General features: G+C 34.5%; 15 protein-coding genes. 11 read left to right on the top strand and 4 right to left on the bottom strand.

Annotated features, from left to right (window positions below; genetic code table 11):
• Positions 1-91: 91 nt before the first annotated feature.
• From SMAR_RS01135 to SMAR_RS01115, 5 genes are all read left to right on the top strand, one after another.
• Positions 92-1,573, top strand: a complete 1,482-nt coding sequence (locus tag SMAR_RS01135) for a hypothetical protein (protein WP_011838530.1) — start codon at positions 92-94, stop codon at positions 1,571-1,573.
• 14 nt (positions 1,574-1,587) lie between these two features.
• Positions 1,588-2,769: an MFS transporter gene (locus SMAR_RS01130; protein ID WP_148676707.1), complete on the top strand. Its 1,182-nt coding sequence runs from the start codon at positions 1,588-1,590 to the stop codon at positions 2,767-2,769.
• A gap of 1 nt (position 2,770) precedes the next feature.
• Positions 2,771-3,715, top strand: a complete 945-nt coding sequence (argF, locus tag SMAR_RS01125) for an ornithine carbamoyltransferase (protein ID WP_011838528.1) — start codon at positions 2,771-2,773, stop codon at positions 3,713-3,715.
• Between the two features lie 114 nt (positions 3,716-3,829).
• The gene (locus tag SMAR_RS01120) at positions 3,830-6,235 is read left to right on the top strand and encodes an STT3 domain-containing protein (protein ID WP_011838527.1); all 2,406 of its coding nucleotides are present in this window, start codon (positions 3,830-3,832) and stop codon (positions 6,233-6,235) included.
• 260 nt (positions 6,236-6,495) lie between these two features.
• A complete protein-coding gene (locus SMAR_RS01115) occupies positions 6,496-7,056 on the top strand; it encodes a hypothetical protein (RefSeq protein ID WP_011838526.1) in 561 nt (186 codons plus the stop codon).
• A 4-nt stretch (positions 7,057-7,060) separates the two neighbouring features.
• Here SMAR_RS01115 and SMAR_RS01110 read toward each other — a convergent pair whose 3' ends face one another.
• Both SMAR_RS01110 and SMAR_RS01105 read right to left on the bottom strand, forming a co-directional pair.
• Positions 7,061-7,738, bottom strand: a complete 678-nt coding sequence (locus SMAR_RS01110) for a DUF7669 domain-containing protein (RefSeq protein ID WP_011838525.1) — start codon at positions 7,736-7,738, stop codon at positions 7,061-7,063.
• A 136-nt stretch (positions 7,739-7,874) separates the two neighbouring features.
• Positions 7,875-8,738: an Mrp/NBP35 family ATP-binding protein gene (locus tag SMAR_RS01105; protein ID WP_011838524.1), complete on the bottom strand. Its 864-nt coding sequence runs from the start codon at positions 8,736-8,738 to the stop codon at positions 7,875-7,877.
• A gap of 157 nt (positions 8,739-8,895) precedes the next feature.
• Between SMAR_RS01105 and SMAR_RS01100 the strand changes: the two genes are divergently transcribed.
• The 5 genes from SMAR_RS01100 (at position 8,896) to SMAR_RS01080 (ending at position 13,447) form a co-directional block, all read left to right on the top strand.
• Entirely contained in the window at positions 8,896-10,098 is a 1,203-nt protein-coding gene (locus SMAR_RS01100; RefSeq protein WP_052833775.1) for a magnesium transporter, read from the top strand.
• An 86-nt stretch (positions 10,099-10,184) separates the two neighbouring features.
• Positions 10,185-11,159 carry a mevalonate kinase gene (mvk, locus tag SMAR_RS01095; protein ID WP_011838522.1) on the top strand — a complete coding sequence of 325 codons (975 nt, stop codon included), beginning with the start codon at positions 10,185-10,187 and terminating at the stop codon, positions 11,157-11,159.
• A 57-nt stretch (positions 11,160-11,216) separates the two neighbouring features.
• Positions 11,217-11,633: a UBP family nucleoid-associated protein gene (gene ubp / locus SMAR_RS01090; protein WP_011838521.1), complete on the top strand. Its 417-nt coding sequence runs from the start codon at positions 11,217-11,219 to the stop codon at positions 11,631-11,633.
• A gap of 31 nt (positions 11,634-11,664) precedes the next feature.
• Positions 11,665-12,963: an amidohydrolase family protein gene (locus tag SMAR_RS01085; protein ID WP_011838520.1), complete on the top strand. Its 1,299-nt coding sequence runs from the start codon at positions 11,665-11,667 to the stop codon at positions 12,961-12,963.
• Positions 12,947-13,447 carry a hypothetical protein gene (locus SMAR_RS01080; protein WP_011838519.1) on the top strand — a complete coding sequence of 167 codons (501 nt, stop codon included), beginning with the start codon at positions 12,947-12,949 and terminating at the stop codon, positions 13,445-13,447. Before SMAR_RS01085 ends, SMAR_RS01080 begins: the two co-directional genes overlap by 17 nt.
• 26 nt (positions 13,448-13,473) lie before the next feature.
• Here the strand turns inward: SMAR_RS01080 and SMAR_RS01075 are convergent, their stop codons facing one another.
• Together SMAR_RS01075 and SMAR_RS01070 are read right to left on the bottom strand one after the other, a co-directional pair.
• Positions 13,474-14,295 (bottom strand): carbon-nitrogen hydrolase family protein, encoded by an 822-nt coding sequence (locus SMAR_RS01075; protein WP_011838518.1) that lies wholly within the window; start codon positions 14,293-14,295, stop codon positions 13,474-13,476.
• Between the two features lie 55 nt (positions 14,296-14,350).
• Complete coding sequence (locus SMAR_RS01070) at positions 14,351-14,686, bottom strand: DUF2258 domain-containing protein (protein WP_011838517.1); 336 nt, start codon at positions 14,684-14,686, stop codon at positions 14,351-14,353.
• Positions 14,687-14,782: 96 nt separating this feature from the next.
• On the opposite strand from SMAR_RS01070, the gene SMAR_RS01065 reads away from it, so the two are divergent.
• The gene (locus tag SMAR_RS01065; RefSeq protein WP_011838516.1) at positions 14,783-15,211 is read left to right on the top strand and encodes a hypothetical protein; all 429 of its coding nucleotides are present in this window, start codon (positions 14,783-14,785) and stop codon (positions 15,209-15,211) included.

Below are 15,211 nucleotides of genomic sequence, written 5' to 3'. Positions count from 1 at the left end.
GGTGAAAAATAAATAATAGATAGTGAATAATTAAAAGAACCATTAGTTTAACGATGCAGACATAACAATAAGGTTTTAATGGCTGAATATTATGACCTATAAATACCCAATAATTCCTACAATAATAGATCCAGATTCGCTCATCTATTTTGACCAATACAGAGAAGCAGCATTGATCACATATTTATACTCTGTTAAGGGCAAGAAGCTCTCTAGGATAATACCCATATACTACCCCCTATTATTTCTTGAAGGATACGATAATAGGACATTTATACTAGATTATCTAAACAAGAAGGATTTCAGGCTGAAATATAAAGTACCTAACACCGACTACATTAAGTCTATCACTATAGATTCATTAAATGAAAATGCCTTAATTAGTATTCGTGAAATTCTCAAAGAATACATTCGAGGAAAATACTCTGTAGATGGAGAACTTGTTTTACCTAAGGTAATACCATATAAGTCAATTATTAATGAATTATCAGAAATAATAAGTAGGTGCGGATACGATATATCCAGCGGATATGAAATAAACATAGCACCTACTAGCATAGATATAGAGGAGTATGTTAATCAAATAAACCAATTCATATACCTCATTACTAAAACAATCATGGATATTATGAAGATTATAGAGGATCTATCATATCAATCATTTATTGCAATAAACGATATTAAAGAAAAATACTCTAGAATCCATGGGAGAATAGATAGAAGCATTAACGAAACACAAGAATTGATTAAGGAAAAAATTAACCTTTTAAGTACAGAAATGGTTTCAGAACTTAAAAACACTGAGCGAAGATATCAAAGAATAATAAGTGGTATAGAAGTTCAAATTAGAACTATTGATAATGAGATCCGTAGATTAATTAGTGAACAATCAATGTTCAGAAATAAAAAAAGACATGCTGAGCTCATTAAGGAGCTTGAACACCAACGAGGAAAGCTCCAAGTAAGAATTAAAAAATTACAGAAGTCGCTTAAAAAAGATTTAGAATCGGTGAGAAACAAATATATTAAGATGATCAGTGTTGAAGAGAAGAGGCTCGATCTAATAGAATCCGAGAAGGATAGAGTATCGAGGAATGCTATTAGTTTAATAAATCATTTACTGGCTTTATTATCGGAGATCGAATCATTATCTTATAGACTAATTGATAAGCTTCACTCATATTTTAGAAGACTCGAAGAAATAACTATTATAACTCCTAAAATGAGAAGCGGCATATACTTTCTAAGAACATATTTAGTGCAGGACACAAATAACCACTTTGAGATCATAACACCTTTCAAGATTACTCCTAGCTATATAGCCAGAGATGCGTTTAGGACGAAATACTATGTAAATATTAGAAGATATTTATTGTCTAAAAAAATATTTAGACAAATAATTGACCTTGCTAAGAGCAATTATATTGAACTAGTAAAACATGATCTACTTAATAGGGTTTCTTACTCAGATGTTAAGAATATTTTATATAGTCTATCGAGGAATTATGAGAAAATAGCTAATATTGATTTCAAATATATAGATAGGGTAATTTCTAATAACAAAAATAAATAGAGATGATCCATGAGATGTCGGGTGAAGGTAAACAGTATTTAAAGAAAAATATTTTAGCACTAAGTACTACAAGTCTTTTAACCGATATATCTAGTGAGTCTGTTTATGCTGTTTTACCATTCTATATTCAAAGCCTAGGTTATGGAAAAGAAGTTGTAGGTCTAGTGGAAGGGGCTGGAGAGCTTGTTGCTAGCATATTTAAGTATTTAAGTGGATTCATTGCTAATAAAATACACAAATATAAGTTATTGACTCTGATTGGTTATTCCTTATCTAACTTTATCAAGCCATTTTTCGCTATTACTCGTAGCTCGTTAGGCATCTTGTTAATTAAAGTATTAGATAGAACAGGCAAAGGTATAAGGACTTCTCCTAGAGACACATTGCTTGCAGCAAGTGCTAGTTCAGAATATAGAGGGAGAGCATTTGGTCTTCATAGAGCACTTGATACTGTTGGTGGAACTATTGGTCCTTTACTAGCTATATTTCTGTTATTATTTTTTGGATACATAGGTGTTTTCATATTCAGTATAATACCTGGATTACCTGCTATTCTAATATTGTTGTTTTTCGTTGAAGAAGTAGGTGTAAAAAAGAATGTTTCTAAGAAATCTGGGCTTTCACAGACAGGTATGAATCCATATTTCTGGTTATTCATAGCTACTGTTGCTGTTAGTGGTTTAGCGGGATATACTCAAGCATATTTATTATTACGAGCTAAGGAGATTGGTTGGAGTGAGGGGTTCTCTATATTGTTTCTAGTCATTGCTAATATAGTTTATGCATCACTAGCTTATCCAATAGGGTTTATTAGCGATGTTAAAGGATTTGATAAGTTATATCCATTAGTGTTTGTTTTACAGTTTACAGGATCAATTATTATAGTATTGTTTACGTATAGCTATATTGCTATAGTCTTTTTCATCATATATGGTATATACATGGCTTTCCACGACACTCTTATAAGGATTGTCACGAGTTTCTATGTTAAGAGGAGTGTTAGAGCTAAAGCATATGGATATATGCATGGAACATATGGGTTATCAGCTCTCATTGGATACTATATTCTAGGCAAAATATATGATTCAATGGGATACGCATATGCTTTTACATATTCTGCTATAGTAGCAGTTATAGGATTTATTTTGTCATTAATATTAATATATAAGACAAAACATGTAGTTGGCGGGATCTAATATGGTTACAAGCCTTAAAGGGAGAGACTTCTTAACATTAGCGGATTATTCCCGCGAAGAATTATTATTTGTTCTTGAGACAGCTAAGCATCTTAAACAAAGATACTTAGCAGGCGAAAGAGTAATTCCTCTACTTCCAGGTCGACATCTAGCAATGATTTTTGAAAAATCAAGCACGAGGACGAGGATAAGTTTTGAGACAGCTATGAGGGAGCTTGGAGGAGACGCTTTATATCTTGGCTGGAAAGAATTACAGCTAGGAAGAGGGGAAACTATTGAGGATACAGCTCGTGTAGTATCTAGATATGTTGACGGTATTATGGCGCGAGTTTATGAGCATGAGAAACTTGAAAAGCTTGCACAATATAGTCGTGTACCAGTAATTAATGGATTAAGCGATCTACTGCATCCAGCACAGGCATTAACAGATATTTATACTATTATGGAGAAGAAAGGATCTGATCTAAGTAAATTAAAAATAGTATTCATAGGAGATGGAGGCGACAATGTCCTACACAGCTTAATGCTTGGAATAGGGATTCTAGGGGGCAAGATAATTATATCTTCTCCGAAAGGATACGATCCTGATCCAAGGATTATTAAATTATTCGAGGAAAAAGCCGTACCTAATGGTGGAGAGTACGAGATAATACGTGATCCCTATGAAGCAGTTAGAGATGCTGATGTAGTGTACACCGATGTATGGGTTAGTATGGGGCAGGAGGCTGAAAAAGAGAAGAGGATAAAAGATCTGGAACCATATCGAGTAACAGTTGAGTTAATGAAACATGCTAAGTCGGATGCTGTATTTATGCATTGCCTACCAGCACATAGAGGGCAGGAAGTTGTCGATGAAGTAATTGATGGTAAATGGAGTATTGTTTGGGATCAAGCAGAGAATCGTAAACACGTACAAAAGGCCATTCTTGCGCTTATTATTCCATAGAACAAAGTATATGTATAACCTAAGGGAAATAGTTTTATTTTTTTCGAGAGATTATCTTTTTAAAAGTTGAAATAAGTTTTATGAATTAGTTGTTTATTATGATGGTGTAAAGAAATGAGCAAAACATTTTATAAAATGGCCGATAAGATCTATTTATGGTTTGATAAAAGACCTAATGCAGGTAAGGCATTAACATATCTTGTCCTATTATTGATTATTGCTTTTGGTATATATGTGCGTGGATTACCAGCTATAAATTATGGGTTGGAGCTACATGCTAATGATCCGTGGATTGAGTATTGGCAAGCAAACTATACATATACGCATGGCTTATTATCATGGTATACTTTAACAAAGCAGAATCCTGACACACATTTATTCTGGTATCCATGGGGCAGAGACTTCACTAGATCAAGCTATCCAGGCCTCCCGTTATGGACTGCTTTAACTTATCCTCTTGTTAAACCATTTGGCTTAACGATTAAGGACTGGATAGTTCTACAACCATTATTATTCGCAGTAATAGCTTTCATTACTATATTCTTGGCGGCTAAAGAACTTACTGGAGGAAATATTTTTGCCGGGCTCTTTGCTGCTTTAATGTATGCTGTAGTCCCTGCTGCTAGTGATAGAAATATTGTTGGTTTCGTTGAGAAAGAGGGTATAGCTTTAGGCTTTATATTCTTATTTGTATACTTCTATGCTAAGTTGGTTAAGAATATTAATAATAAGGGAGGAGGGGAGACTGCTAAGATAAAATATGCTGTTCTAGCAAGTCTTTCAATGGCTGTTGTTGGATGGTTCTGGGGTGGATACAGCTATTTGCTTGGAAGCTTTATTTTATTCCTTATGTTGTATCCATTATTTGCTCCTAAAGAGATAACTTTAGATTTTATAAAGTATAATATACTTGTGGTGATTCTCTCACTATTATTTGTCAGCTTATCTCCTTCAATAATATTTCATCTAGGACTATATCCGTTTAGACTGCATGGATTAGCAACGTTAATGCTTGGACTATTATTATTACCTGTACTATTCTATTTATTCCATAACGGTTACAAGCATTTACACCTCAAGAAGCCATTGATCGGGACATGGCATTATTTTGGAATACTAGTGATCGTGGTGATCACTGGTTTAGCCCTCATCTCCGTGGGAGTAATCAATATTGGTGCTAGATATGCATGGGCTCTAGGCTTACACTTTGTTAAGGCTCCACCCTTGGTTAGAAGTGTCGAAGAGCATCAGCCGGCTATTGAGGCTGCTGGAATACTCGGAGTACTTCATTCATGGGGTACAGGGGTCTACTGGTTATTCTTTGTTTCGCCACTATTCCTAGCGTTTTTCGGGGCTTTATACTTATTGTATAAGGGAGGAGCTGATCGAATATATGTTGCCATCGGTTTCTTGATTGCATTCTATGCGTATTTCAACGCTGCTTACTTCGAAGCTTTAGCAGCATCTTATGGATTATTGGTTGCAGGAGTATTTGCAGGATATTTGTGGAGTAAAGTGGTTCCCACGAGACGGGAAGTTAATGAGTGGAAGAGGGGGAGGGCTAGGATTAAGACTGATTCAGGGTTTAGAATAATTGCTGGAGTATTAGTTATTCTATTATTTATTAATCTTGGATTCAGCGGCTATAATATTTATACGCAATATGATCATATGATATACTCTATAATGAGTGGAGGAGCACCAATTAATGCACGGACAGATGCATGGTATCAAACACTAGATTTCCTAAGAACAAATACTAGTAAGGACTCATTAATTGTTGCTTGGTGGGATTATGGATACTGGATAAGCGTGGGTGCACATAGAGCAACAGTTGCGGATGGTGCAACCCTTAACTCTACACAGATCTCATTATTAGCAAAAATATTAACAGCAAAGAACTCCTCTGAAGCAGTAGAGCTTTTGAAGAAACTAAAAGCACCAGCAAACAAAACATATATTCTAGTATTCGATGTTTTCCAGTTCCTGCCTCAGCAGGAGAATTCTTATCTAGTATATCCTGTAAAAGCCGGGCTTATCATTGGATTAGTAGATATTCCTAAGAGCAGGTGGATGATAGAGATTGGAGGTAGAGATATGAGCCAATACTTCTACCTCTACAGAGATCCAAACGGCGGTATAGTTCTTGCACCCAGATTTGACGAACCAGATACACTACCATTAATATATAAGATCCTAGTAGACAGTATACTCTACCTAAACATTCAGGACAAGAACCATACATATTACTTTGCATGGTATACTGGTTCACCCACTACTTTAAGCTATGAGCTTCAAAGCAGGCTTAGCAGGTATGGATTAAATATAAAGTATGAAATAGACGCTTATCAAACTAAGACATTGACATTGGCAGATAGGCCGCTTGCCAATGATCCTTACATCAAGCCGTATATGGTGATCGCTAAGCCATTCTATGGTATAACACTTAGAAGCGGCGGAACACTTGTAGAGGTAATAAGTATTTATCAAGTAACAATGCCAGATACGACGAGAAGCTAAGACTATTTGCTTATTTGGATACTATGGTTGTTTTGTAGTGTTTATGTTTTCGCTTTATAAACACTTTATAATTGTTTGTAAAATGCAGATGAAGGGCTCAAAAGTGGTCTATGTGGAGCCCCAATAGCCTCTCAATGAAGAGAGTGAAAAACCCGACCCAAAAGGGGGAGCCTGCAAACAATAAAGCACGGGCAACCACATAATGTATCCACTCCCTTTTAATAAAATCTTTTATAGATAATTTAAGCGGGTGTAGTATATTGGTATTTAGGCGTAGAAAGGTTAATCCATATAAGGAGACTTTATACGCTATTTATAATGTTAAGCAGGGAATGAGCCGTATAGAGGCTTTAATGGATAGAATTAAAAGTCGCAGACACCGCATGCTTGAAATAGCCGCTCAGCTTGAAATGCGTGGTGAAACTTTTCTAGCCAAGAAATATGCATCCGAAATAGCGAAACTTGACAAGATCCATTCTAGACTTGCGGATCTAAGATTGGTTCTTGAAAAAATAGTTTTAAGCCTCGAATATGCTATGACTATACATAATTTCAAAGGCATAGCCAAAGAAGTTCTGAATCTAACTAATGAATTAAAGAAGCTTCCAGAAGCAACTATTCCAGACATAGGTTTGTTATTTGCCAATTTAGAATCAACTCTTAGAAACCTAGAAATGTCTAGTTATGAAGTACCAGATATAGGTTCCTCATTTATTGTAGAGGACTACACTGATTCTGAAAAGATACTTATGGAGGCTAGAGAAATCATTAAGAAGAAATTGGAGACAGAATTAGCTGTTAGTAATGATAACAACTACTAATTGTTTATAGGATAAGAGCATACTTCTTCTCCTCCTTCAATAATACTATCTCAACTCTGAGTTTCTTCAATAATTCTTTAAGCTCAGGTGGAATACTTGATACTAAATCAATAGGCATAGTTATTATGTGTCTATTAAACTTCTTGTTGAGAATTGCTGAGCCAAGAGCATATGCTAATGCTTTCAGCTGTGTAGGTTTATCAATTGCTGGATCGATTACCCATACACCTATTCTTTCATTGTTTTCCTTAGCAATAATGTCTGGTGCTAATGGTTTTCTATTATACTGGTTCTCATAAGCTTCATACCCGATCTTCTTGAGCTCCTCAATTATTTGTGCTAATAAATATTTTCTAGTAGGTATAAATCTATGTTCTTCTAAATACTTCTCTAATGGTCCATGTATTTCTGGGTCGTAAAGCGTATATCTACCCCTAGCAATTCTGAAGAGGAAGAGCTTATCTGGGTCGCGATACCGGTCTTTACTATTACTATTAACTGTTACTAAGTCTATTTCGAAATCTAGACTGGTCTCAGGACGTGTTGGATCAAGTGTTTTAGCGAATTTTGTTAATTCTTTTCTACTAAATCTTTTCTTGCCTGATTTGACTAGTTGTTCTGCTGCTTCCTTAAGTATCATCCAGTTTGGTTTCTTGCTGAGATTTCCCAGGTTATTAGCCAAGCTTTTTCACCAGATAAATAAACATGGTTTAGTTCCTATTAATAAATTTATTTCTATAATACTAGCTGAAATGGGATTAGGAAAAATAATCTATGAAAGTAACTGTTAAAATAGATTTGTAAAATAGAGTTACTTATTACTCTGGAGTCTTCTCTTGGAAAATTTCTATGAGCTTTCTTGCTAACTCTCTAATTGCTTTTGAAGCTTCTGCATCAGGATATTCAATATAATATGGAACACCTCTATCTAGTGCTTCGCCGATATAGGGGTCTAAAGGTATTTTCGCTAGAAGTTTTGTATTGTATTTTTTAGCTAGTTCTTCGCCTGTGCTTTTCCCTAATAAATAGTATACTGATCCGCATTTAGGACATTTAAAGTAGCTCATATTCTCCACAATACCTAGCAATTTAACTCCATTATTTACTACGAAATTTATTGCTTTAGCAACAATTACTTCGGACAATATACTTGGGGCTGTAACGATGATTGCTCCATCGAGATCTTTTATTGTCTGAACAATAGTGATCGCTTCATCACCTGTTCCCGGGGGAAGATCGATTATTAAGAAATCGTTTTCTCCCCAGTTCACCTTAGCCAATAACTCTGTTATAGCTTTAGATTTTAATGGCCCCCTCCATATGATCGGTAAATCTGGGGAATCAAGCATTAAGTTTGTAGCTACAACTTTTATTCCTAAAGGACCCGGAGTTGGCTCTATACCGTTTTCACTAGCATATAGTCTCATACCATGCATTGCGAGAACAGTAGGTATCGAGGAACCATGGATGTCTGCATCAAATAAAGCCACTCTATACCCTTCAGAGGCTAGTGCTAAGCTGAGCATTGCAGATACGAATGTTTTTCCTACTCCTCCTTTCCCGCTTAAAACTATTATTTTATGTTTGGTCTTGCTTAATCTCTCCCTAGCATCATTGATCAACTTAAATATAGGAGTATATGTTCTCTGTTGGGTTGGAGATCGACTAATATTGTAGCTCATGTTGATCATCCTATAACTAACTATTAGCTGATTCATAGCTCTAATATAATATTTAAACCCTTAATAAAACATGATAAATGATTACTTGTAAGGAATAATAATGTTAGGAGAGATAAGCACAACATAAATCTTTACATTTATTTAGGAAATGGTGTTGATGATTTTGAGCAATGATGAAAGATACGCTATGGTTTCAAAAAAGCTTTTAAAACAACAGTTCATCAGCCTAACAATTAATGCTTTAGGCGGATTTGCTTCAAGCATATTTTTAGGCATGTACAGGTTCTTTATAAGAGAGAATCCATGGATTCTAGCAATTAATCCTCCATTGAAGGATCTTAATGGAAACATTTATTCAAGCTTATTATCTCGTTTAAACAGTGGATTATACCTTGGATCAATTAAACCTAGACTTAGAGATAAAGTAGTAATAAGTAATATATTAGTTGTGTTATCCACACTTGTCATGACAAGTACAATCATATTATTTATTACTTGGTTCCTTATTGGTGGTGATTTATTATTAATATTTGAAGTCGCTTTACCAGCAATGATTTTTGTATCAATCATACTGTACCCGTTCACATCTTATTCATCCATATATCTTTACCGTCATGGATTTGAGCCTGAAAGCTTAATGTTACCTGTGATCTTTCTGTTAGCAGATATTATTACTACACCGACACTTATTGGTTATTCATTATTGGTATTATTTAATAGTATTATTAGACACATAGTTTTCGTAATCATATTGTTGGTTACTGTGTTTTTAGCCTATATATCATACATGTATAAATTACGTGAAACTTTTAGAACTATAGGTGAGAGCCAATTAGTTCTTATTTTTTGCTTGTTCCTAGATGTTGGAGCAGGTGCTTTTCTAGCTAGAAATATTGATCTCCTAGTATCTTATCCCTTCATAATATTGACTGTGTCTGTTTTTAATGGATTAATGGGGTCTTTGACATCAATCTATGCAATAAGACAGAATGTTCTCTATCATATAGGCTTAACAAGTCTTAAGCCGGATAAGAAAAAGCTAAGCTATCTCCCTTACATGTATGTTTTGTCAATTTATACATCGTTTTTAATATTAATGATTGGTTATGCTCTAGCATATATTATAACTGGCGGCTCAGTATTGTCGATAGGTATCGCAATACTTATATCGCTAGTATCATCTATAGTTATAACACCTATTCTATGGCTTTTGATACAAATATTTGCTTATTTAAGCTTTAAAATAGGTTTTGATCCCGATAATGTTATGTCACCTATTCTAACCAGCATGATAGACATTATAGGCACAATCATATACATTTTAACCGCTAACTTGATTATTTCCATATTAATGGCTTAGTATTAATATAAACTAGAAATTCATTAATGAATACTTATACATAATACTACATAAATACATAAATAGTAAAGTCGTGGTGTAACAATTTGATATGTAGCGCAGCACCTGCAAAAGTTATTTTGTTCGGGGAACACTTCGTTGTAAAGGATAAGCCAGCAATAGTTACAGCTGTGAATCTATATGCTAAAACATGTATTACGGAATTGGAGAGTGAAAAACATCTGCTTATCTCTAAGCAGCTCCGACTAGAAACTGACATTGATAAAGATCGTGTTCCTGAACAACTGGCACAATTCAAACATATATATGAAATCATTAATGACAAATATGGGATTACAAGGGGTTTTAAAGCGTTTATTGATTCCGATATACCCGTATCTTCCGGCATGGGATCGTCGGCAGCAACTGCAGTTTCCTTTACATATTCATTACTGAGATTCTTAGGGGTAGAATTCGAACTAGAGGATATAAATAATATAGCTTATGAAGCAGAAAAACTAGTTCACGGAAAACCTAGCGGTATAGATAATACTGTTTCAACATATGGTGGAATAATATATTATAAGAGAGGATATATGGAGAAACTAAATGTTAAATGGCCTCAAAACCTGTCATTAGTAGTTGTTGATTCGGGTATCAAGAGAAATACGGGAAAAGTTGTAATGGATGTCTTGGAGAGATATGAGAGACACAAAGAAATAATGAAGCACATATACGATGCAGCCGAACAACTTGTTAATAAAGCTAGGAATTTGATCTTATCTGGTCGTTTTTATGATTTAGGCGAGCTAATAAGTATAAACCAAGGATTACTAGAATCCATAGGAGTTTCTATATATGAGACAGACAAGATCATTTATGCTATGATTGAGAATGGTGCATTAGGAGCTAAAATTAGTGGTGCTGGTAGAGGAGGAATAGTTTACGGATTATTTATGGAAAACAACCTTAACAAAGCAATTCATAAATTAAAAAATATAGGTTACAAACCCATTATTGTGAAGCCCGTTGAGAAAGGCGTTATAGAACTTCAAGATTCACTAATGAATATACATTATTAATCTTCGAACCCGCCTAGGATACTATATAATGGAGCACTCGATACAGGTGATTGAAACATGTCTGATAACGTTAGAAGCGGAGATCATAAGAGAATCAAGTATAGAGATGATGTTTTCAACAGAATAAGCCTAATTATATCTGATGGTCTCCGCCCAATTTATGAATACAATAATATTGTTAAAAACTATGGCTACTACCTGAAACCTGTACATATAGTTGTTAAGAAGTCTGGAAATGAGACTGTAAAATACTATTACTACGGAAGATACTGGTATAGAATAGAATATGTTAAAGGAAAAAAGAAAAGGCTCAAGTGGATCTATGTCGGCAAGGAAAAACCTGATAAAAAACTACCAGACCCCCCGAACAATCCATTTGAGGGCACAGTCATAAAAATTAGAAATGGAACAATAGAAATATCTGGTTCAAAAGAAGCATTATCCATATTATCGAGGGCTTTTCAATTAGAGTAATTATTACTTATTATTGGTTCGGTGAATATAATTGGAAAACCTACGTATTAGAAATGCTAGGTTCATTATAACTCCTAATGATCTTAACAACACTATTATCTATGAAAGGAAGGACATCATTGTTGAGAATGGAGTAATAACTTGTATAGGTGATCATTGTTCGAAGCCTAGAGGATCACTAGTTATCGATGCATCAAAACAAGTTGTTACTCCAGCATATATAAATGCACATACTCATGCAGGAACATCATTTCTAAGAGGCTCTATTCCTGATCACGAGTATTGGGATTTAATTAAAACCCAAAAAGTTATTGAAGAAAAACTGTTAACTCCAGAACTAGTTTTTCATTCGAGTAGATTATCCTGTGCTGAAATGTTATTGAACGGCATTATAGGTTTCATAGATATGTATCATTACCCTGAAGAAACAATTAAAGCATGCATTGATCTAGGACTGTATGTTTCAACGGGCCCGATTATGCCGGTGGAAGAGGAGCTAAAGCTTTTTCTATCCAAGTTCAAAAATGTTGATAGGGTATTTCCGATCATTAATATCCCTAATATGAATTATTCAAGGCTAGAGGAGCTCGATAATATTTTTAGTTTAGCTAAAAAATATGGTTTAAAAATACAATTACATGTTTCGGAAACTAGGCGAGAAGTTTTCTTATTCAAGAAATATACAGAGCATTGGCCAATAGAATATCTATATAAGAATAAATTATTAGGTGAGAATGTTTACTTAGTAAATCCTAATTGGGTTTCAAGTACTGAACTCGAGTATATTTCTGAAGAGAGAGCTTCTATAATATTATGTCCCCATAGATCTATGAGGCTCGCTATTGGAGGTTTTGCACCAGTATATGAGGCTATTAGGAAGAATATTCCATTAACTGTTGGTACCGGTGATTTTACAGGTGATAAAATAAATATTTTGTCCGAGATTAGAGAACTATTACTTCTATATAGGCATTATTATAAGGATACTAGGCTTAGACTTGGAGCGACTTATTCCTATGTTGTTTTGAATGGATATAGAGTAATGGGTATTAAGGGTGGATACATTAAAGAGGGTTATCCAGCTAACCTAGTAGTTTATGATATAGATGCTTTGAAGAATACGCCATTACACTCCGGGAATCTTTTAAGTAGGTTTATTTTAGGCAATGGTTTTATTCCACATTATATAGTAGTGGATGGCCATATTATATATGATAGTTCTAAACACGATGAACTAGTTAAGAGGCTAGAGGATAGTATAGTTTATTTAGAGCATATTTCTCAGAGGATCAATTATGAGACTGGTGAACTTATTGAGCAAGCTTGGTAGGATATATTATTATCTAGGATTATCTGCAATAATATCAACTACTTGTGCATCTATAGGTTCTCTCTTGGTATTCTTAATATACGAGATTGAAGCTTATCTCTTATATGCTGTAGTGTGGGGTTTAATAGCCATTATAGACTATATAGTATGGCGGAGCCCTCCAAAACAGGGGTTGAGGAATTTGTGTGAGAGAAAAGAATGCGGTGCTCTCAGGGAATCAGCTGAGCTAGTAGCAATTATTAATTATTTGAGTAACCGTAGAGATGAATATGGTGTTGCTTGGAGGCTTGATAGTTTATTAAGTAAGGTTGATCTATTATCTGATATAATATATAATTGTTGCGGAGCAGAAACTCATGAATCATTTATAAACTATATGAATAATCCAGGAAACGAAGATTTAGCATCGGAAACTATAAGAATGCTTCATGAATGCATGATTAGAAATGAATGTAAAAGTAATGTTTCAATTGAGGAGAAATAGTTCTTTAATCTATAAATTATGCTATGTTATTTAGCGGTTTTCAAAACAATATCCCATCGAGTTCTTGATTGTTCAACTACGGGCACAACTTTTCTCGCTTCTAAAACATCGTCTGGGTTAATTGGCCATTCAACGTATCCTCTTCTATAACCCATATCTATTTCTCTAAAACCATGTGGGCTAAATACACCGCTTCTGCCAACGTATTGTTTTCCTGTTTGGTCAGATAATATAATATACATAGTGTTTTCATGGCTTCTAGCTCTAGCTAGTAAGTCGAGTATTTCCTCCTTCAATGGGCCTCTAACCCATCCTGCATGAATAAATACTCCATAAGCATCTTTTCGCGCATAGCTTCTAAAAAGCTCTGGGAAGCGTAGATCATAACATATAGCTACATAGAATCTAACATGGTTAAATACTAATGGTCGAGAAAGAGTTCTACCAGGCAGAAAATAATCTGATTCCCGATAACCATATGCGTCAAATAAGTGCATTTTACTATATACTTTATCAATCCTACCACTTGGATGAACAAGTATGCTTGAACTCATTGTTTTTGGCGGAGTATCTGTTTTTTCAATGAAATGTATAAGCATATATGTGTCAAGTTTCGCCGCGAGATCGCTTATCTTAGAAATATATATACTATCATTTATCCTCTCAGCACGCTCATATACATCACTAGGCTTCAATCCGGCAAGAATGTTTATCATTGAGTATTCTGGGACGACAACAATATCTGCGACTTGGTGTTTTTCTTCTAGCAATTCTCTGATTCTCTTATAATTCTCCATAGGATCAACTGTGAATTCATCTTGTAATATACCTACAAATATCTCATTCAATACCCATATGACACCTTTTCAAATAATCTCTCTATAGATTCGCATAAATAACTGATTACTGTAATCCAATGATTTTCTTGATTTCGGTTGTGGCGTTTCTTGTAAGGATCTCGTTGAGATCGTAGACTTCAACCTTGATATCTTTTATGACGAATTTATTGTTTTCTACTTCGTAGTTAAGTATAATATTTACAATAGCATCTTTAGGAATTTCAAATCTTTCTACTAGAACATTAAAGATTTTAGCGTTCAAGTCGCTAATAATATTATTTATTTCTTTAGCATCCAGTGTTTTTTGCTTATAATAATCGCGGAGAGCAGCATTAACGACTCTTCTGAGTTTTAACGCGTAACCACTTACTCTAACTGGCCCAGTTCTTACCTCGGGCAATTCTTATAACACCCATATTATATATTGATCCAATTGTAAAATATATTCTTTATCATTAAGAACTCTGTTAAAAGAGATAGAAGAGTTGTGAAAAGTATGTATAGAATACCTAGACTCATAGATATTAATGCTAAATCGAGGATTTTTAGAGATAAGAAGAAGTTATTAATTATTGGGAGATGCGTTGAGCTAGAGCATCCTGAAACATTGGAGAAGTTTAAAAATGAGTATGCCTTATTATCTGTTTGTCTAGAAGCGGAACACGTAAATATGGTTGGGTTTAAGCTTGCAGGAATACTTGCTCGTGGAAAATATGATGAAGTATCAGTTTTAACAGTTGATGGAAGTCTTCATTGTACACAGCTTCATTGGATGGTTGAAGAAGTAATTAAGATCCTTCGGGGGAACAGTATTAAACGAAGACACTTTGTTATTTATCATGGGAAACTATATGAAGTATCCGTTAAAGCAGTTAAAACAAGCCGGTACTTATACAAGGTGCATAAACTAGTTATGGAGGGCTAG

Origin of the sequence: Staphylothermus marinus F1 (assembly GCF_000015945.1) — an archaeon.
Lineage (GTDB): Archaea > Thermoproteota > Thermoprotei_A > Sulfolobales > Desulfurococcaceae > Staphylothermus > Staphylothermus marinus.
The sequence above is the reverse complement of the archived record's forward strand: the minus strand, read 5'-3'. Positions and strand labels throughout refer to the sequence as shown.